The organism is Mesorhizobium sp. B2-4-19 (assembly GCF_006441315.1).
GTDB lineage: Bacteria > Pseudomonadota > Alphaproteobacteria > Rhizobiales > Rhizobiaceae > Mesorhizobium.
In genome coordinates, this window is the sequence record NZ_VFUV01000034.1 from 1 (window position 1) to 18,683 (window position 18,683).

At 59.6% G+C, this 18,683-nt stretch carries 14 protein-coding genes and 4 pseudogenes; 7 read left to right on the plus strand and 11 right to left on the minus strand.

The window, feature by feature from the left end:
• Positions 1-81: 81 nt before the first annotated feature.
• Positions 82-462 (minus strand): type II toxin-antitoxin system RelE/ParE family toxin, encoded by a 381-nt coding sequence (locus FJ546_RS30535; protein ID WP_140892948.1) that lies wholly within the window; start codon positions 460-462, stop codon positions 82-84.
• Positions 455-760 (minus strand): type II toxin-antitoxin system ParD family antitoxin, encoded by a 306-nt coding sequence (locus FJ546_RS30540; protein WP_140892950.1) that lies wholly within the window; start codon positions 758-760, stop codon positions 455-457. The genes FJ546_RS30535 and FJ546_RS30540 overlap by 8 nt, the downstream gene beginning before the upstream one ends.
• An 880-nt stretch (positions 761-1,640) precedes the next feature.
• Between FJ546_RS30540 and FJ546_RS30545 the strand changes: the two genes are divergently transcribed.
• Together FJ546_RS30545 and FJ546_RS30550 are read left to right on the plus strand one after the other, a co-directional pair.
• Positions 1,641-2,252, plus strand: coding sequence for a hypothetical protein (locus FJ546_RS30545; protein WP_246687029.1), 612 nt, complete (start codon positions 1,641-1,643; stop codon positions 2,250-2,252).
• A gap of 67 nt (positions 2,253-2,319) precedes the next feature.
• Positions 2,320-4,260 (plus strand): AAA family ATPase, encoded by a 1,941-nt coding sequence (locus FJ546_RS30550; protein WP_140892952.1) that lies wholly within the window; start codon positions 2,320-2,322, stop codon positions 4,258-4,260.
• A 744-nt stretch (positions 4,261-5,004) separates the two neighbouring features.
• On the opposite strand, the pseudogene FJ546_RS30560 reads toward FJ546_RS30550, so the two are convergent.
• A pseudogene (locus FJ546_RS30560) lies at positions 5,005-6,667 on the minus strand (chloride channel protein).
• Between the two features lie 155 nt (positions 6,668-6,822).
• Between FJ546_RS30560 and FJ546_RS30565 the strand changes: the two are divergent.
• Together FJ546_RS30565 and FJ546_RS31860 are read left to right on the plus strand one after the other, a co-directional pair.
• Positions 6,823-7,290 carry a helix-turn-helix domain-containing protein gene (locus FJ546_RS30565; RefSeq protein ID WP_140892955.1) on the plus strand — a complete coding sequence of 156 codons (468 nt, stop codon included), beginning with the start codon at positions 6,823-6,825 and terminating at the stop codon, positions 7,288-7,290.
• 450 nt (positions 7,291-7,740) lie between these two features.
• A pseudogene (locus FJ546_RS31860) lies at positions 7,741-7,845 on the plus strand (IS110 family transposase); the annotation flags it as partial.
• Between the two features lie 134 nt (positions 7,846-7,979).
• Here FJ546_RS31860 and FJ546_RS30575 read toward each other — a convergent pair.
• The 5 genes and pseudogenes from FJ546_RS30575 to FJ546_RS30595 all read right to left on the minus strand — a co-directional run bounded on the left by FJ546_RS30575 (position 7,980) and on the right by FJ546_RS30595 (position 12,505).
• Entirely contained in the window at positions 7,980-9,062 is a 1,083-nt protein-coding gene (locus FJ546_RS30575) for an ABC transporter ATP-binding protein (RefSeq protein ID WP_140892958.1), read from the minus strand.
• A complete protein-coding gene (locus FJ546_RS30580; protein WP_140892959.1) occupies positions 9,059-9,859 on the minus strand; it encodes an ABC transporter permease in 801 nt (266 codons plus the stop codon). Before FJ546_RS30580 ends, FJ546_RS30575 begins: the two co-directional genes overlap by 4 nt.
• 3 nt (positions 9,860-9,862) lie before the next feature.
• Positions 9,863-10,733 (minus strand): annotated as a pseudogene (locus tag FJ546_RS30585) (ABC transporter permease).
• Between the two features lie 64 nt (positions 10,734-10,797).
• Entirely contained in the window at positions 10,798-11,802 is a 1,005-nt protein-coding gene (locus tag FJ546_RS30590; RefSeq protein ID WP_140892961.1) for an ABC transporter substrate-binding protein, read from the minus strand.
• A 34-nt stretch (positions 11,803-11,836) separates the two neighbouring features.
• On the minus strand, positions 11,837-12,505 hold the full coding sequence (locus FJ546_RS30595) for a flavin reductase family protein (protein ID WP_140892962.1): 669 nt from the start codon (positions 12,503-12,505) through the stop codon (positions 11,837-11,839).
• A 105-nt stretch (positions 12,506-12,610) separates the two neighbouring features.
• On the opposite strand from FJ546_RS30595, the gene FJ546_RS30600 reads away from it, so the two are divergent.
• The 3 genes and pseudogenes from FJ546_RS30600 to FJ546_RS30615 all read left to right on the plus strand — a co-directional run bounded on the left by FJ546_RS30600 (position 12,611) and on the right by FJ546_RS30615 (position 16,257).
• Positions 12,611-13,279 carry a GntR family transcriptional regulator gene (locus tag FJ546_RS30600; RefSeq protein WP_140892964.1) on the plus strand — a complete coding sequence of 223 codons (669 nt, stop codon included), beginning with the start codon at positions 12,611-12,613 and terminating at the stop codon, positions 13,277-13,279.
• A 405-nt stretch (positions 13,280-13,684) separates the two neighbouring features.
• Positions 13,685-14,124 (plus strand): annotated as a pseudogene (locus FJ546_RS30605) (IS66 family transposase zinc-finger binding domain-containing protein); the annotation flags it as partial.
• Positions 14,125-14,937: 813 nt separating this feature from the next.
• Positions 14,938-16,257, plus strand: coding sequence for a type II toxin-antitoxin system HipA family toxin (locus FJ546_RS30615; protein ID WP_246687030.1), 1,320 nt, complete (start codon positions 14,938-14,940; stop codon positions 16,255-16,257).
• 899 nt (positions 16,258-17,156) lie between these two features.
• Here FJ546_RS30615 and FJ546_RS30620 read toward each other — a convergent pair.
• The 3 genes from FJ546_RS30620 to FJ546_RS31440 form a co-directional block, all read right to left on the minus strand.
• Complete coding sequence (locus FJ546_RS30620; RefSeq protein WP_140892967.1) at positions 17,157-17,357, minus strand: hypothetical protein; 201 nt, start codon at positions 17,355-17,357, stop codon at positions 17,157-17,159.
• A 256-nt stretch (positions 17,358-17,613) separates the two neighbouring features.
• A complete protein-coding gene (locus FJ546_RS30625) occupies positions 17,614-17,841 on the minus strand; it encodes a hypothetical protein (RefSeq protein WP_140892968.1) in 228 nt (75 codons plus the stop codon).
• 636 nt (positions 17,842-18,477) lie between these two features.
• The coding region (locus tag FJ546_RS31440) for a hypothetical protein (protein WP_210243130.1) at positions 18,478-18,683 on the minus strand (206 nt) is incomplete at its 5' end.

Genomic DNA, 18,683 nt, shown 5'->3' on the forward strand with positions numbered 1-18,683 from the left:
CCGCCGCGACAGCCTGAGCGGCGAAACTGGGGAATTTTACTTCGGCACTTTTGGGGAAAATTCGAGCGGCATTGACAACCTCTACGTGTCGCCTCTATTCTCGCTGACGATTCGACCAAGGGCGCGGCCGAAAAGCATGCGTTCGTGGATAAATCCGAGGATGTCGACGATCCCTTCATGCCCAATGCGGAAGACTAGAAAATGCCGTGGATCTCCGCCTGGGCCGGGAGGATCGGGGACACGTCGCCTGCTGTGACTTATGTGGTATGCGCCAATGCTCCCGAAGGCTGTGCGTTTCCACGATACGGATTTCTGCTCGGGATCTTCCGCTACATCTTCCATTGCCGCGACCAAGAGAGCGGCACACCGCTCTCTTGCGAGATCGCCAAACTTCTCCTGGCTCCAATCCAGGATTTTATCGATTTGGGCTTCTGCTTGGGCTGAGAGGCGGTATTCAGCCATGCCGAGGTCGGCTTCCTTCCGTTCGGCCGGACGCACGCGCGTTCAGACGATCCAGCAATGCCTGAGAGCCATTCGGGCCGCTGACAAGCGTGAAATCGCCACTCTCGATCGCCGCGATGCCCGTTTTGGCAATCTTCTCGAGCACTGCAAGGCTGGCATGCTCCGCGGTGATGTCGTCTTCGTAACGCCTGAGCGCTTCACGGACGACTTCACTGGCGTTCTGGTGACGCCCGGACGCGACTTCCTTATCGATGAAGCCGCTCAGACGGTCTGTTAGGCTGAAATTCCTGCCGCTCATGTTTTCCTCCGGAATGTGGTCTATGTCAAAGTTTGATACCCGGATGCAACCATCAAGGTGATATCGCCAACAAGGGCCTCGTCGCCGAACCCCTGGAGAGTTTGGCGGCGGAGAACCTTGTGGACAGCGCAATCCAGTTCAAACATCGATCAAGACAGATCGACCCGAATCCCTTCATCCTATCTCCCCACCCCACTTTGCTACCTTCAGGCATCGGGCCTATTGCCCCGGGGGAGCGGCTCACCTGAAGGACCTAGATATGGTGGCGCCCCTGAGCGAAGGGGATAACCAGGGAATTCGCCGAGGAAGGTTCTCTCGACAAAGCACAATCTCAGGAAATCGCTATCCAGTTGAACGAGGAACGTTCCGGCGCGCGGCCATAGCCGCCTTGATCTTCTCCACTTGCTTCGCAGCGGCGACGTAGACGGGGTGCTCTCTATTTAGTAGGCTGCCGTTGCCATGCTCTCGTTCATGTTCATTTGCCCAGAGGAACCAGCGCTCATGGTCCTCTAGCGTTGCGGTGACTCTATGCGCGTCCGGCCTGCCTTTCGCGATTTCGATCAAGTGCCCCACATGTGACATTGACTTCCAGCTCAACCATTAGATCGTCAAGATCCATCCGCTTTGCCATACTACCCTCCAACCATTCTACAATGGTGCTGACACCAGCATCGCCGACGCAACAGAAATCAACAAATCCGTTTTCGGCATGACGCTGCGCGGCAGAATTTTGTCTTCAAAGTATGGGTTGACTCCACATTCGGCGTTCTCTATTTGTTCCCATCACCATGAAACAGGCATCGCTCCTCATACGCTGATCGCGCCCCGACGCTGCACCTCGCAGCGGCCGATCATTCTTGCGTATGCGTAGGAGCGTCCCGTGACCGCCCAGCCCGAAATCGAAACCGACCAACTCGTGTCCGTCCGCGCCGATGCCGCGCGTCTTCATTTCCATCCACGAGGAACTGTCCGCTGCATCGGCACGCCCTTGTTCAGGACCCAGAGGGCGCGAGACCTTGGATGTCTGCTCGACGTCGACCCGACGGTGGTCGAATGGTCATGCCTCCCGCTCGTCCTGCATCGACTGGGCGACAGCCATGTTCCGGATTTTCTTGTCGTCCGAGAGAACGAGACTTCGCTCGTCAATGCAGTGTCGGAAAGCAGTCGTCTGGAGCCATGGATCCAGGATGCCGCCGCCGAGACGGGCTATCAATATGAAGTCCAATCGCCAATCGTTGCAGGGCACAGGCTCGCCAATTCCATGGACCTGCTTCGGTACGCCCGCTGGCACTGTCCGTTGGGCGACCGGGTTCGCGTGCTGGCGGCGTTGGACGAGCACGGCTCGCTCACCGTCGCCGAATGCCTGACGGCCTTCCATGAGACGGTCCCGATAGCGGGGCTTTCGTCGCTAGTCCTGCGACGGTTCGTCGAGATCGATCTCGACGAAGCCAGGATCGGACCTGAGACAGCGGTTCGCCGCATCCGCGGCTGAACGCTGCTTTCGAACATCATCGCTGCTGCGCCGCCGAGCGCGCGGAACCATCAAATCGGGACATCCAATGAAACGCATGTCGAAAGCGCTGAGCGCCAAGCTCGCTTTGAATGCAACGCGGTTCGCCGCTTATTGCTCGGTAATGCGGGCACTCCGGCATCAACGGGACTTCCTGTCGGGAGGACCGGCCGTAATCGTCCTGATCGCGCCGAGGGAAGAGGACGTGGATATTTACGAGGGCGCGTCCAAATTCCCGGCAAAGGGGGAATCGCTTATCACCGGGAGCGTGTACGATCGCGACCGGACGCTCGTCATGACGGTCGAACCGGATGGGCGAAAAAAGTCCGAACGGTTCGACCTCCTCGGGATCACGGGTTCCAACGACCGCATCGTCGTCGTTACGCATTCCCGCGACCTCCTCGCGGAAAACGTTGACGCGGTTGCAGATGCTGTGCTGGTGCTTCCGGCCATCCAGCCCCGATATCTCAAGGCGGCCGCCCGTTTCTGCCGCAACCAAATCCTGTCGGACGAGGATGCTTCATTCCTGGCGACGGTCCCTCTGCATGTTCTCGCCGCAATCTGGCGCAAGGGCAGGGCGCTGGACAAGGTCTTGCAAGCGGCTCGCGCCACCATGGTCGCTCCAAAGTCGAGCGTAGGGCAGGGACCGACACTGGACGACCTCCATGGATTGGGCGCCGCTGCCGACTGGGGAAGGGAGCTCGCCGTCGACTTAAAGGACTGGCGCGCAGGCAAGATCGGGTGGTCGGAAGTCGATAGGGGAATCCTGCTCAGCGGGCCGCCAGGGTCGGGCAAGACGATGTTCGCCGCGGCTCTCGCGCGAAGCTGTGGAGTCCATCTTGTGTTGGGTTCGCTAGCGCGCTGGCAGGCAATGGGCCACTTGGGAGATCTTTTGAAGGCGATGAGAGGCGCGTTCGCAGAAGGTATGAAGAACGCGCCCTCAATCGTGTTCATTGACGAAATCGATTCCATTGGAGACAGGACGACCTTCTCCGGGCACAACGCGCAATATAGCCGCGAGGTCGTCAATGGCCTGCTGGAATGCCTCGATGGATCCGGTGGCCGGGAAGGCGTCGTCGTGGTGGGGGCGACGAACTTCCCCCATATGCTGGATGCGGCGCTGATCCGTCCGGGCCGGCTCGACAGACGTGTGAGCATTCCGCTTCCGGACATGACAGGACGACAAGGAATTCTCGGTTGGCATCTAGCCGAGGCGTCGTCTTCCCTGGACCTGAGTTCAGTGGCCGCTCGCACCGACGGCTGGACAGGGGCTGCCCTGGAACAGCTCGCCCGGCAGGCGCGTCGCCGCGCGCGCCGTGCGCGGCGCGACCTCGAAACCGCGGACTTGCTCGCCGAGTTGCCCGAGCTCCTGTCTCTCCCCGAAGCCTTGCTGTGGCGAAACGCGATCCACGAGGCTGGCCACGTGGTCGTCGGCCTGACATTGGGCGTCGGCGATCTCAGGAGCGTGGAGATCATCGATACCTTTGACCCAACAGGCGAAACCACGCAACGGGGAGGAGGGGCCCGTTTCGACGAGCAGCCCTTTCCGGAACGGACCAAAGCCGGATTTCTGGACCGGATCGCCCTCGCGCTTGCAGGACTTGCAGCCGAGGAGGTTGTGTTCGGTTCGAGGTCTGCTGGTGGAGGAGGACGGAAAGGTTCCGACCTCCACATCGCCACGGTGACAGCCCTGCAGGTGGAAGCCGCCTACGGGCTGGGTGCAGGCTTCACGTTTCTGTCCGGGGCAAGCGAGGAGGAACTGCTCGTGACGCTGCATATGAACGGCGGTCTGCAGACCCGGGTGGAAAACGTCCTTGCCGCAGAGTTCCGACGCGCAAGGGCGCTCGTTGAAGGGATGAGACCTGAACTTGAAAACATTGCGGCGGCGCTACTTCGTGATCGGCGCCTGTCGGCAGAAACGGTCAAGGAGCTAATCTCGCGCCAACCTCGGCTCAAACTGCGCGACGGATCCGGGAGCAAAAATGCATAATTATAGTCATAGAAACTAGGATCGGCAGAACGTTGCAGGAATGAGCGGAACTCATTATTGGGGCGGGCTGACGTCGGTCGTGGGCAAAGTCAGCGCGGCACAGACACTGCCCATTGTCCTTCTGACACGCAAATACGGCGACGCCAAGCTGGCGAGTTCGGCAAGCGGCGTGTCGGCATGGGATCGGCTTCCATCAGCCGATACCCGGAAGGGCACCGGGCGATCCGTCGCCGAACCTTCCGGCCAGAACACGTCCCGTTCCTCCTCACGAGATCGGGGAAACTGCGGGTCTACGGCGTCGGTCACCATCTTCTGTATGGTTGAACCCGTCGCTCCATGCCATGTGCCCTCGCGATCCGGATGGCGAAAATATCACCGTACAGCGGACCTTCCGTCTGAATAACATGCGCAATCAGCTGTCGAAGAGTTGGACGATAGCTTGCCTCGTAAAAGCGATCATGATCCGGCGTCAGCCCAGCGAGACCGAAATCGGTGACGACATAAAACCCTGGCATTTGATTGACGGGTGACTTGGAGGTCGCGCCTTCGCGACATGTAGGGAGGAAGACGTGGACCGCCCTGGCGGCTTCTGCCCGACCTCCGCGCCAATGCGATCGACGACGCTGTAGATGTGATCCAGATACAGCCTCTTTTCCACCGGGTCGGTGCCTGGCCTCGGGTAGTGCGGGACACGAGTGAACCAGTCGTCGGGATCGGTGATCCTCTGGCGAACGAACGTTTCGATCATGGCTTCGCGAAGGATGGAACGATGCGGCCCAGCACGGTCGATCGGTCGCGCTCCTCGGCCTGTTTCCTCGACCGCACGCGCATCAGATCCTTCCAGCCGACATAGCCGACCAGCTGCAGGCTTCCGGGGTTGACCACAGGCAGATGGGACACGTTGGCCATCAGCAGCTTGTCGGACAGGCCTTCCAGATATTCGTCGGGGTAGGCGAGCGTCACCTTGCTTCCGGCAAGCAAGTCGCCGAGCGTCGTCGTCCTGTGTTTGCCGGCACGGCGCCAGCGCAGGATTGCCGGCGGATCGATGAGGCCGAGCACCTGCCTGTTTTCATCGACCACCGGAAAGCTCGGATGCCGTGTTTCCGGCGCGGTCAGGAAAGCCGCCGCGCCATGCAGCGTCATCGTCGCCGGCACGCTCTCGACCTCTGAGGTCATGACCTCGCGCACCCTGGTCAAGGCGAAGGGATCGACGCGATATTCACGAACCAGATGGTGTCCCCTTCTGGCGATCTTCTCGGTCAGGATCGAACGCTTCATCAGGAGCACTGTAACGGCATGCGCTGTCACACACGCTGCGATCAGCGGCACGAGGACGTGGGTGTTGCCTGTCAACTCGACGGCGAAGAAGGTCGCGGTCAGCGGCGCCCGCATCGTGCCACCCATGGTGGCGGCCATGGCCAGCAGCGTCCAGAAACCCGGATCGGCCGGAGGCAGAATTCCGGCAAGTACCGCTCCCATCGCCCCGCCCATGATCAGCAGCGGCGCCAGCACGCCTCCGGATGTTCCCGAACCGAGCGCAACCGACCAGATGATGGCCTTGACCACGAGCAGGAGCAGTGCCGCGGTGGCGAGCGTGCGGCCATCGAGCATGTCGGCGATATTGTCGTAGCCGACACCGAGCGCCTGCGGCTCGATCAGGCCACCGATGCCGACCACCAGGCCGCCGAGCATCGGCCACCACATCCAGTGGATCGGCAATTTCTGGAAGCCGTCCTCGCAGCCATAGACCATCTGCGTCAAAAGCCCCGACAACAAGCCGGCGCAGATGCCGACCAGAACCCAGCCGCCAAGCCCAAGGAACGAGACCGCCATGCCGCCCTGGAACGGGAAGATCGGCCCAGGCAGATGCAGCAGAGTGCGCTCGACCTCGGCGATGATCGCGGCAACAGCAAATGAAGCTGCGCGGCGTCCATTCGAACAGAAGCAGCTCCACCGCGAGCATGATCGCGGCGATCGGCGTGCCGAACACGGTGGTCATGCCCGCCGCCGCCCCGGCCACCAGCAGCGTCTTGCGCTCATTGTCGCTGACCGGCAGCATCTGCGCGATCAATGAGCCGATGGCGCCGCCGGTCATGATGATCGGCCCCTCGGCGCCGAACGGCCCGCCGGAGCCGATCGAGATCGCCGACGACAGCGGCTTCAGGATCGCCACCTTGGCATCGAGCCTTGAACGTCCGAGCAGGATCGCCTCGATGGCCTCGGGAATGCCATGGCCGCGGATAATCTCGCTGCCATAGCGCGCCATCAGGCCGATGATCAGCGCACTTACGATGCCGGCAAACAGCCCCGCCGTGGCGACCACAACGGCTATTGCCGCGATGAACAGCACCCGCGCATCGGTGGTGAAATCCCTGAGATGACCGGGGTTGGGTTGATGGGTCTTCATCGTGGTTTGCTTCCTGGCGGCGGCCCGTGTCTGGGATACGCGGCACGGTCGAAACGGCCAGCCGGATTGTCGGCTGGCTATGTATCGTAACACGATATAATTATTCAAGCCGGTTTCGCCTGAAATCCGTTTGAGCTTTCGCCAGAAAACGAACAATGTCTGGCATGACGCAGCCCGCAAAACCTCGCCCCGCCATCAAACAGGCCGACTACCAGCGGCTGTCCGAGTTTCGCTATCTGATCCGCCGCTTTCTCGAATTCAGCCAGTTGCAGGCGGAAGACGCCGGACTGACACTGCGCCAGCATCAGGCACTGCTGGCGATCAAGGGGTATCCGGGCGGCGGACCGGTGACGGTCGGCGACCTGGCGGAGCGCCTGCGCATCCGCCACCACAGCGCCGTCGAACTGGTCAACCGTCTTAGCGAGGCGGGACTGGTCGTGCGGGATCAGGACAAGGACGACCATCGCCGTGTGCTGCTGCGGCTGACGGAGCGCGCCGACGATTGCCTGGCCGAGCTGTCGGCGGCGCATCTCGACGAACTCTCGCGCATCGAACCCATGCTGAGGAGGGTGCTTGACCATAAGAACGCCGATCAGCCCCCAAAAGGGCGTTCGTCACCCTAGCTGATGAGAGGCTTTGCTATGTACATTCCGCGGCGGCCAGCATCCGGATCGGGCTCGAACCGCGGGACCATAGTGAAATAGCTGGCAGCCCCTTTCGCCTTGGGCGGGAGCATGCGTCCCGTGATTTTGTCGTCAACCACTAATGCGCGAAGCATACCCGGTGGCCCGCCATCATCTCCTGTTTCGTTTCGAGCGGAAGAGCGCGAGCCGACGGTCGAGGTCCCCATGCCCAATGCCTTCACCTTCATAACCTTGCCAGACCAAGGGGCTCAATATCTGGAATTTCCCCCCCGATATCCAGCGATACGCTCTATGTCTCTGCCATACTGAGGCAAGCCTCTAGCCAGACAAACTGATGGGCTGGCTGGCGCCACTCGCACCGAGCGCCTCGTCTAGGAGGCGACGGGCGTTTACCATCGGTTGCTCGAGCGCATGCTGGGCGCAAGAGGCCTGCCGCTGGTCAAAATGAATCCGCGACATACACGCGCTTTCGCCAGGGCCGCTGAGTGCATGTCCAAGACCGACCGCATCGACGCCGCCGTGCTCGCGCGCTTCAGGGCAGGCTGCCCAGTGTCGGCGAACTTTCCGGGGCGCTCCGCACCCCGGAAACGAAGGAGCGCGGGAGCCAGCCAAATCTTGTGTGACTTGACGCTCTCCACGCAGCAGCGGGTCGGGCTTTCCCGGAAAGCTTAGCCACAGAAAGCTGTCGCCATTGAAGAATCCCAACTGACCCAGGCCGCCTGTCCTCGCTGCAAATCATTGACAGCGGCATGGCCGAAGGGCAGCCGCACCGAAAGTTTCTCATGCGAGCTGGTCTCGGTCAGGACATGCGTGTTGTTCCCCAGGAAGGTGATGTCGATAACCGTCACCGGCAGGCTGCCTTCGGCTGAAGGCACCTGCGACAGCGAGATGTGCTCCGGGCGAAGCATTACCGACACCTCGCCTCCATGCGCCGGGTCGCCATGAACCGGTACGGATTGTACGACTACATCCCCAGCGATCCGAATGTCGGCGTGCCTGCCGTCGATAGCTTCCACGCGACCCTTGAGGAAATCGCTGTCGCCAATGAATTCGGCGACAAATCGGCTGGCGGGATTGGCATAGAGTTCCGCCCCTGTGCCGACCTGATCGATAACCCCTTTGCTGAACACCGCGATCCGGTCGGAGAGGCGCAACGCTTCGTCCTGGTCGTGAGTGACGTACAGAATTGTCACCCCCGTTTCCCGATGAATGCGCCGGATCTCGAGCTGGATCTCCTCACGTAATTTCTTGTCTAACGCCGAAAGCGGCTCATCCATCAGAAGCACTGGCGGGTCGTACGCCAGTGCCCTCGCCAATGCCACGCGTTGTTGTTGGCCTCCCGACATCTTCGCAGGCATCCGGTCCTCGAAGCCCTCTAGGCGTACCAGCTTTAGGACCCGGCGGACGGTTTCCTGGATTTCCGCCTTCGGCCGCCGACGAACCCTGAGCGGAAAGGCGACGTTTTCGCCGACAGACAGGTGCGGAAACAGTGTGTAGCGCTGGAACACCATGCCGATGTTTCGTTTATGCGAAGGTGTGTCGAGTAGGGTGCGACCGTGCAGCAGGATGTCACCGGACGTCGGCTCCTGCAGGCCTGCCAACGCGTAGAGCGTACTGCTCTTGCCTGAGCCCGACGGCCCGAGGAAGGTGATGAACTCGCCTTTTGCGATGTCGAGCGTCACGTCTTTTACGGCCACCACGTTGCCATACGTTTTATGGATGTTCCGGATCTGGAGGAACGGGACCGTCATGGTTTCATTCCTTTGCGCACCAGCGCGGCGGCCAGCATCAGGACGATTGTGAACAAGACCAGAAGTGTGGATGCAGCGGCGACGACCGGAGTGAGGTCTTGCCTAAGCGTGGTCCATATCTTGACCGGCAGGGTTTGCAAGGTCGGGCTGGCCATGAACACGGCCACCACGATCTCGTCCCAGGAGACGAGAAACGAGAACACCGCTGCGGCGAATACGCCATGGCTGATAGCGGGGAGCGTGACACGGAATCTTGCCTCCCAAGGCGCCGCCCCGCACAGAATGGCCGCGTCCTCGATCGATATGTCAAAGCTCTCGAGCGCATTGCTTATAGAGATGATGGAGAAAGGTAGGGCCAATACCAGATGGGCAAGCACGAAGCCGACCACGGTGCCGTTTAGCCCGATCCTCAGGAAGAAAGCGTAGAGCGCGACGGCCGGCACCACCACAGGCAAGATCATCGGTGTGATGAACAGCGCCTTCAGCGTTTCGCGGCCACGAAAACTGCCGCGGGTCAGCCCCAGCGAGGCCAGCAGGCCGATGCCGACCGACAGCACGGTGACGGCGATGGCGATCCTGGCGCTTGTCCATGCCGCTTCCAGCCAGCGAGGATCGGCGAACAGGTCCCGATACCAGCGCAGCGTCCAGCCGGGGGGCGGGAAAATCAACCACTGCGAATTCCCCACCGACAGGACGGCAATGAACATGATGGGCAGAAGCAGGAAAAGCGCTACGAGAACGGTTATGGTGGCGAGCACCCACTTCCAGGGCCCGAGGCGGTCAAAGTCGAGCAGCATGGACTACGGCCTCGAATTGATGCGCCCGGTGCCGAACAGGCGGAGTTGGACACCATAGATGGCGAGCGTCATCACAAGCAGGACGAAGGCGGCGGCACCGCCCATCCCCCAATCGACCATCGACTGGATCAACTGCACGATCATCTCCGCCAACATCATGTTGGAGGTGCTGCCGAGGAGGGCAGGCGTAACGAAATAGCCGAGCGACATCACGAAGACCATCAGCGCACCGGCGGCGGCGCCGGGGAGGGCTAGCGGGATCAAAACGCGGATGAGGCATTGCCAGCGCGTTGCGCCGCACACGGAGGCGGCCTGCAGCACGGTCGGATCGATGTTCCTGATGACGCCGCGTAGCGGTAGGATTACGAAGGGAAGCATAATGTATGTCATGCCGATGGTGACGCCGGTGAGGTTGTTGACCAGTGCCAGCGGCTGATCGATCAGGCCCAGAGCCAGAAGCAGTTTGTTTAATCGCGCCTGTGCGCTGCAGCAGCACCATCCAGGCGTACGTCCTAGCGAGCAGGTTGGTCCACATGGAAAGCAGGATGATGGCGAACAGTATCCCCGACCAGCGCGTAGGCATTATGGCCAGAGCCCATGCGACAGGAAAGCCGATCGTAACCGACAGGGTGGTCACCACCGCGGATACCAAAAAGGTGTTGAACAGAATGCGCAGATAAGTCGAAGAGCCCAGGAACTCGGCATAGTTGCCGAGCCCCGGAGTGGGTTCCATTACGCTGCGCAGCAACAAGGCAACGACCGGGACGACGAAGAACAAGAAAATCAGGCCCAGGGCCGGAAGGGTATAGGCAACTCCGCTGGCCGTGCGTCTGCGATGCCGTCCGGTTCGTGTGCTTGCTGCTGCGACTGTCATCGTGTCCTCTCCGCACTGGCGCCGCGGTTGCCAGCAACCGTTACGCTCCACCCACTAAGCCCAGCTACTTGGCCTGCCAGGCATACCAGCGCTTGGCGATCTCATCGCGATGTGCTGCCCAGTACTCCAGATCCGCGTTGATCTGGGTTGCTGTTTGCTGGTCAGGCAAGGTCTTGGCGATGGCCGGCTCCATGAGCTTCCGTGAGTCCAGGTTTGTCGGCGCATAGCCCGTGCCCTTGGCCATGGCGGCCTGGCTCTCGGCTGAGGTTGCAAAGGCTATGAACTTCATGGCCGCGTCATGGTTCTTAGTGCCTTTCGGAACGACGAGCAGGTCTGCGGCGATAATGTTCTTGTCCCAGGACATTTCGACCGAAATGCCCGACCCTGCCACGGCATTGAGGCGACCGTTCCAGAAAGCTCCATACGGTGTCTCGGCGGAAGCCAGAAGTTGCTGCGATTGCGCTCCCGTTGCCCACCAGACGATATCGCTCTTGATCGTGTCCAGCTTCTTGAAGGCACGGTCCAGGTCCAGAGGATATAGCTTGTCCGGCGAAACGCCATCGGCGAGAAGTGCCGCCTCGAGCACACCCGGCGTCGACCATTTGTAGAAGCTTCGCTTTCCGGGGAACTTCTTCGTGTCGAACAGGTCGGCCCAAGTTTTAGGGCATTGGGCGACGGCACCTCTGTTGCATCCCAGAAGTGTGGAATAGTAAAAGCCGCCGACGGCATAGTCGGTGACGAATCGTGGATCGAGCCGCGACCTGTCGATCACGCTGAAATCCAGCTTTTCGAGCAACCCGTTCCGGCCGGCCTGGACCCCGTAGTCGGCTTCCACGTCCACGACATCCCAAGTGACATTGCCGGCATCGATCATGGCTTTGAGCTTGCCGTAGTCCGTCGGGCCGTCCTGCAGGACCGAGATACCCTCCTTCGCGGAAAATTTATCGGCCCATTCTGCCTTTTCGACGTCCTGGGTCGTCCCGCCCCAGCCTGTGAACACAAGGTCAGCCGCACTCGAGATCGACGGCAACAGGCTTGCTGCCAATGCAACAGCAATAAGAGTTTTCATGGTTCCCCTATCTTTCTTTTGTTTGAGTGAATGTCTATTCCGCCGCGGCGGTCGGCCGGCCTTCCAGACCCGCCTGGGCGGCGGCATCCGAGCCAGGCACGCGCATCTGGAAGGTTTCGCTGACAACCGTGTAGTCGAAATATCCGAGCCGGGCGATCGGCCGCACCTTGGCGATGTCGATCTTGCCATCGGCAGTGATAATGGCGTCGTCGATGTGAATTGTTTCGACAGCGGCGAACACGATGTCGACACATCCGACCGGCGAGTTGCCCTTCAGTCGGTGCGTGCTGAGATACCGACATTCGAACTTTATGGGACTTTCCCTCACCATCGGGATGGGCGCGTTGTCAGCGTACTCCCGTGTCACGTGAAGCCGGTCGAATTCGCTCTCGTTTGGCGGCAGCGCCATTGCCGACAGGTTGACGGCCTCGCGCAAGTCGTAGGTGGCAATGTTCCAGACGAACCAGCCCGTTTCTTCCGCATTCACCACCGTGTCCTTGCGTCGGCCGTCCGGGTACTGATTGGCCGAGAACATGACCATGGGTGGGTCGAACGTCAGGTTTTGCCACTGGCTGTAGGGCGCGATGTTCTCGATGCCCGAACGGCTGACGCTGGACAGCCAGCCAATTGGTCTCGGGACGGTGCAGCTCTTGAAGGGCGAGTAGGGAAGTGGGCTTGGTTCCCGGTTGGGGGCGTATTTCATCACAGCCTTCCATAGATATTTTCCAATATATGACCGATATATCGGTGGTATGCAACAGCCGTTATGCATTATATGAATCGGCTTTGAGGCTTTGGAGACCGTCGGATGGGGCAATCGGAGGTGGCGCTGAGTACGCTTCAACGACTGATCGAAGAGGGGCGGATCAAGCCAGGCTCGATGATTTCGGAGCGCGGCCTGATGGAGATTACGGGTCTCGGGCGAACGCCGGTGCGCGAAGCCGTTCAGCGTCTCGAACGCAACTACATGGTCCGGATCCACCCGAGCAAAGGCATCGAGATTCCGGCGAACTCAGTCGAGGATCAACTCAGCAGGCTTGAGGTCCGCAGAGCTACCGAGGTGCTTGCGGTGGGGCTTGCCTGCAAGCGAGCCACCGCGAAGGATCTTGGAAGCATTCAGGCGATGAGGACGACGTTGACGGCGGAGTTTTCGTTCAGCGACTACGCGGAAACGGTGCGCCAGACCCACAAACTGATCATCGACTCCGCGCATAATCCATATCTCGAAGCGCTGATGACACCTTTGCAGGCGCTGTCCCGGCGCTTCTGGCTAACGCATGTACGCGATGAGAAGGCTGAAGTCGTGCGCGGCAAGGCCCTACATAGCGAAATCCTGGCGGCAATTTCGGAACGCGATATCGGTCGGGCCGAGGCGGCCTCCTTGGCTCTCAATGACTACCTGGTGGATTTCGCCATCAGTACTATTAGTGAGGGCGTCAACATCGGTGAGCGGGGGGCATCGCCAGCCCGCAGCTAGAGCATGTCACATTTGGAAGAAGCTTTACGGTTCGGTGCCTCAGTCGCGGGTCAACTTGCGATGCCGCACGGATCGGAAGGCGCAGTGGTCTATATGCCCCAGACCCGACGCTTCTCGACGGCGGCCAAGCCATCCTCGACACGAATCGGGATCCCATATTCCTTAGCGTCTCTTTAGGCCAGCAGGTTCCTTCCTCGGGATTTTCGTACGCTTGGCGACACACGAAACTCTACGAAGGGGGCAGGGCTGCCTCTCTAGCAGGCTGTTGAAGAAGTGCTAGCGCAGCTGTGGGGAGCGTGATTCACTGATCCCAGACTGATTTGGGATTGGTGGATGCGCGGATCGGACGAGCGGACAGGCTCTCTTTTTTCGTATGTTGATCTTGAGGCACGTGTGCGGCGGGATCACCTGCCGCGCGTCGAGCAGGTAATCGACATCGCCGACAAGATCTGCCCGTGCTGCCAAGTCCGGCTGCATGTTATGGGCGAGGACGTCTCCGAGCGTCTGGACATCGTGCCCGCCCAGTTCCGGGTGATTGTCACCCGTCGACCGAAGTATGCCTGTCGGGCCTGCGAAGAGGTGGTCGTGCAGGCGCCAGCACCGGCACGTCTCGTCGAAGGCGGCATTCCTACAGAGGCACGGTGGCTCATGTTCTGGTGTCGAAGTATGCCGACCACCTTCCCCTATATCGTCAGGCCCAGATCTACGCCCGCCAGGGCGTCAATCTCGACAGTTCGACACGCGCCGACTGGGTGGGCAAGGCAGCTTTCCTGCTTCGCCCTGCGGTTCGCCGTCCGTTTCCGGCCAGCGCATCTTCTTGAACCAGCCATAAGCTGTTGCCTCCTTGACCTGGACAGGTCGAGGGTGGTGAGCGGTCAGCTTTCGGGCGACAGCAGGAAATGCTGGCCTTTTGTTGATCTTCTGGACGTCGCCAAGGCTCAGTCCCTCCCTTGTTCGGACGGCGACTGAGCCGCGTATTTCCGAACCTCCGGACGGGACCGGGATGTGCATAGCCGCGGCAGCGGGCTACACGGCGATAAAGGCGACGGAGAATGGGATGGCAGGCATGTTCAGGCTCCAGGTTGCATGCGTACAGTGTCCGCGGCAGCCACTGGGCGACCGACGAAATCAAAGCTGTATGTGCGTCGTCCTGAACATGGGATCGGGCTCATAGCCGGACTGGCAGTAGGAGTCGATCGCGAAAATGGGCGATGGTTAATTGCTGCAAGTAGCCTTGACTTCTATCATAATTGTCATTATTATGGCGTTTAAGTTATAATTTCGGGTATAAGTGCTATTATGATAACATTTAACATGACTTCCCCGAAGGAAATCATTGACGGTGTAGCAGCACGGATGAAGCGACGGCGAATCGATGCCAATTTTACCCAACGAGAGCTAGCTTCCAAGGCTGGGGTTTCCTACGGCTCCCTGAGAGTTTTTGAGGAGACCGGCAGGGCATCCTTTGAAGCTGTCGTAAAACTCGCATTCGCTTTGGAAGCAGAAGCTGAATTTGAGCGCTTGTTCCCATCAAGGCCGCCAAAGACACTTGAAGACGTCATCGGGCATCCGACCAGGAAGAGAGTTCGCAAGAGATGAAGTTCAGGCCAATCAGAAAAATGAGAGTGATTCTCGATCTAGAGGGGTCCCAACGGGATATGGGAACGCTTGTCTGGAGTACCGAGGAACGTCGGTCTTACTTTGAGTACGCAGCTGAATTCATTGCCGCACCACTGCTAATTTCACCGTTCCATCTCGGTGTGAAGGCAGGTCTTCTTCCAGCTCGGCATGAACCGTTCAATGGGCTGCATGGGCTTTTTGCCGACAGCCTTCCAGATGGATGGGGACGCCTATTGCTGGATCGTCGCCTTCAAAAAGCGGGGGTAGACTACCATACGCTTACGGCTCTAGACCGTCTTTCTGCTGTAGGAACTTCCGGAATGGGAGCGTTGGCTTTCGTCCCTGAATTTCCCGATGAAAAGCAAAGTGCAGGCGACTTGGACTGGTTCGTTGAGCAGGTTGAGCTTGTTCAGAAGGAAATGGACACGGCTGAGATCGACGCACTGCAGGGAGCTCAGGGCGGCTCCGCAGGCGCGCGTCCCAAGATCATGATCGGCTTGAACCCGGATCAGAATACCTTTGTGATCGATTACGGCCATCAATTGAAGCTTGGTCTCGAACGCTGGATGGTTAAATCGCGCGGCTCCGACGACCCAATAGATATTGGTGTCGAGGAGCACGCTTATGCGCTCATGGCCCGTGCAGCCGGGTTGGAGATGGCTGATACGCGGGTACTGCAGACAAAAAAAGGAAATCGTCTTTTCGCGACCAAGAGATTTGACCGCACATCGCAGGGGCGACTGCATATGCATACTGCGAGCGGTCTTCTCTATGCCGACCATCGACAAGCATCACTTGACTACGGTTCGCTTCACAAACTGACGTACATGATGACAAGGGACAGCGCGGAGGTCCTCCGCATGTTCGGTCACATGGTTTTCAATGTGTATGCACGGAACCGAGACGATCATTCGAAGAACCATTCTTTCCTGATGGGATCGGATGGGCGGTGGAAACTCTCTCCGGCGTACGATCTGACCTTCTCGACAGGCCCGGGAGGACAGCATAGTGCATCGATTGCAGGGGAAGGATTGAACCCAGAGCAGCGGCATTTGCTTGCCGTCGCTAATGGCGCTTCCATTTCCGAACAGGAAGCGTTGAACGTGATTGAATTCATCCGATCTGCCGTCGATCGCTGGCCAATGTTCGCGGACGAAGCAGGTCTATCCAGAGCACGGACCAATGAACTTGATTTGATCCTGAATGGTCGGAGGCCTCGGCCTCAACAGGCGAAACATCATAATACAGCCCCTGACAACTTCGCTATTTCCGAACCCCTGCCAAGGCGAAGAAAACACGCGCAAACGATGATGGTCCTAGTGGCCGCCGCCGTTGATGTCCTGAAGGCCTATTCTTAGCTGTCGAGTATTCCATTGAAATGTCAATGATTTAACTATTTCCTGGTGGTGTTTGCTACCTAATGCCGCAAAGATAGCTACGACTGCACAATCGATTCCAGCAGATTGGGATCACGGTCTTCAGACCCGCTGTATACCCGTATCGACGCGTATTCTCGCCGTTCGCTTTCCGGGACTTTGTTTTCAACAACCCCGGTGTGGAAGGCCGACCGTAGAATGTCGGCATCAAGTCACCATTGGACCTCGAATGTGCGGGTCGAGAGCTTCCCGCGCAAGGGCCGCGAAGCCATCCGACCCCAAACGGTGAATGGGCCTGACCTTGTGCAGCCCGATCAATTGGCAGCGAGAATCTGCGACCAAAGGGTTTGGTGGGGGTTGCTACCGAATAGCGCAAAACTCCCGGCCGCTATTTTTGTTCCAGAAGGGGCGCATCCAATCGCTCACATCGATCGCTACGCGGGCAAAGTCCTCGCCGACGTGCACTTCGCCGACAATGGGCTGCCGGCAAAGCGATGACGATAGGCATCGCCTTGCACACGCCAATCTCGGCTGGTGGAACACCGCGCTCAAAGTCCTGTTCTGCCCCTCCGCCATCACCATGGCGTGTTCGGCATCGCGATGCGGTGGAAGCGTCGACCGGCCATCTTCGGCGCGCCGCTTTACCCGAAGAACCACCGAGCACCGGTGGTGGCGATCTTCGTCATTGCACTGGCGGTCTCGGATATCTTTCCGCTGACTGCTTGGTGATCGTCGCCTCCGCCCTGATCGACTTCCTGTTGCCCAAGCGCTTCAAGGAAGGTGGCTTCCAGCCGGCGGGAGCCTGAGCGGTCTGATGGACAGCCCGCCTGCGTTGAGCGGGCGGGGCCTTCCCTGCTATTACTTCCGCAACCGATGCGGCTTCAGCCTCGTCGTGCCGCTTCGCCTTTGTAAACGATGTAGGAAATCGCCCAAGCGGCGATGAAGATGCTGCTGGTGATGATGATGAAGAAGCCCAGATTGCTGAAGTTGTCGTTGAGCGTGCCGACACCGCTCCAGAAACCGCCGGACGGTCCTGCCTTGTCGCTGATCAGGCCGAGCGCCTCAACGGCGCCGATCAGCACCGCAATCGATCCTTCGAGAATGCCATCGGCACTCGACCTTCTCTCCCGCGGCCGCGCGCAGAGAGATGCCTGAGCCCGCAGCGATTGACGCGCTGCCCGAGTCACTCTTGGTCATCGTCATTTCCGCCACGACGAATGCCTCTCCGGTGCCCTGGCTGCGAAGAACACGCGATCAAGAGGCGCTGGTTCGAACCCCGTCAGGACGTTCCGGGCGCTGATGGGCCGCTCCAGGTGCCGCCGCGCTACCGGCTGTTGCTCAGCCTGCCTTGCTGAGTTGCTGGTTACGTGCCCGCGCAGCGATAAGCAGAGTGGTCTCGTCGGTCATGCCGCTCTGGAAGAGCCGAACAAGGTCGGCTGCAAGCTTCTCGGCTTCCGGTGAACCTGGCTGCACGTGGCCTTCTTCGCATACCTGAACGAAAATCGCTTTGAGGCACTCGAGATCGGAAGGGTAGAGAGCCGGGTCGATGTTCATGCGATCAATCATCTGGGGCCTCCACTGGCGGCAGGGGTTGAACGGAACGAGAGAATGACTCCGGTTCTCCCGATTGTCATCGAAAACTTTTGTGACATCCGGGCACAGAATAGCACCATAAGGCCACGACAGGACATGCGCACTGTGAAGTTCTGGGATATGAATCCGACGGCGGCGGTATCACCTGCAATATGGAAAGCGGGAAGTCCTGATGCCAGCCGTATTTAGCTGCCTAAGGGCAGCGCAGGTCCGGCGATTATGACTGCAGTTTGCTCCTCGGGACGCAGTAACGCTGTAGATCGAGCTTATGTCCGATGGGACTATGGTCCATCTAGGAGCCACTCATTAGAAATATATTATTTTGTCGAAGGGAGAAGATTTGATGTCGACGGAAGCCATCGTCGAAAAATACATGACCGCAGCGACAAAGCGTTTCCTCGGCTCATGCGACTCGCTGAGCGCAACGCCGGGAGACGATGGCATAGTATTCGAATTCTCAGTCTCAGGAGTGCTTTCTAGGCTGGAGGTCCATACAGGCAACGTCACGCCGACGAAGGTGCGTTCCGCCTTTGTTGAACTTGGGATGGAAATTCGTAGACTAAGCAGGATCCGGGACGGAGAGATTGTGGCCGAGCCACTCACCTTGAACTATAGGATCTTCGAGTTGGCGGCCGTCGGCGTGACATGATCGCCATAGGCGATCCGCTCCAGGATCCGCAGCAGCCTGGCCTTGGGCGTGTTCATCGTCGCCTCGTCCTTCCTGCCGAAGGCGCCAACGCCGTCCCCGCGAGCGGATCGTTCACTGCGAGGCCAAGGGCGCGGCGCTTCATCGACCGCGCCGCCAGCGACACGTT

What these genes read in the sequence shown, in the direction of transcription:
- FJ546_RS30535 (WP_140892948.1), bottom strand. Translation starts at nt 462, where the DNA reads ATGGCTGAATACCGCCTCTCAGCCCAAGCAGAAGCCCAAATCGATAAA.
- FJ546_RS30540 (WP_140892950.1), bottom strand. Translation starts at nt 760, where the DNA reads ATGAGCGGCAGGAATTTCAGCCTAACAGACCGTCTGAGCGGCTTCATC.
- FJ546_RS30580 (WP_140892959.1), bottom strand. Translation starts at nt 9,859, where the DNA reads ATGCTGCTCGACTTTGACCGCCTCGGGCCCTGGAAGTGGGTGCTCGCC.
- FJ546_RS30575 (WP_140892958.1), bottom strand. Translation starts at nt 9,062, where the DNA reads ATGACGGTCCCGTTCCTCCAGATCCGGAACATCCATAAAACGTATGGC.
- FJ546_RS30590 (WP_140892961.1), bottom strand. Translation starts at nt 11,802, where the DNA reads ATGAAAACTCTTATTGCTGTTGCATTGGCAGCAAGCCTGTTGCCGTCG.
- FJ546_RS30625 (WP_140892968.1), bottom strand. Translation starts at nt 17,841, where the DNA reads ATGATTGATCGCATGAACATCGACCCGGCTCTCTACCCTTCCGATCTC.
- FJ546_RS30550 (WP_140892952.1), top strand. Translation starts at nt 2,320, where the DNA reads ATGAAACGCATGTCGAAAGCGCTGAGCGCCAAGCTCGCTTTGAATGCA.
- FJ546_RS30600 (WP_140892964.1), top strand. Translation starts at nt 12,611, where the DNA reads ATGGGGCAATCGGAGGTGGCGCTGAGTACGCTTCAACGACTGATCGAA.
- FJ546_RS30615 (WP_246687030.1), top strand. Translation starts at nt 14,938, where the DNA reads ATGGGAACGCTTGTCTGGAGTACCGAGGAACGTCGGTCTTACTTTGAG.
- FJ546_RS30595 (WP_140892962.1), bottom strand. Translation starts at nt 12,505, where the DNA reads ATGAAATACGCCCCCAACCGGGAACCAAGCCCACTTCCCTACTCGCCC.
- FJ546_RS30565 (WP_140892955.1), top strand. Translation starts at nt 6,823, where the DNA reads ATGTCTGGCATGACGCAGCCCGCAAAACCTCGCCCCGCCATCAAACAG.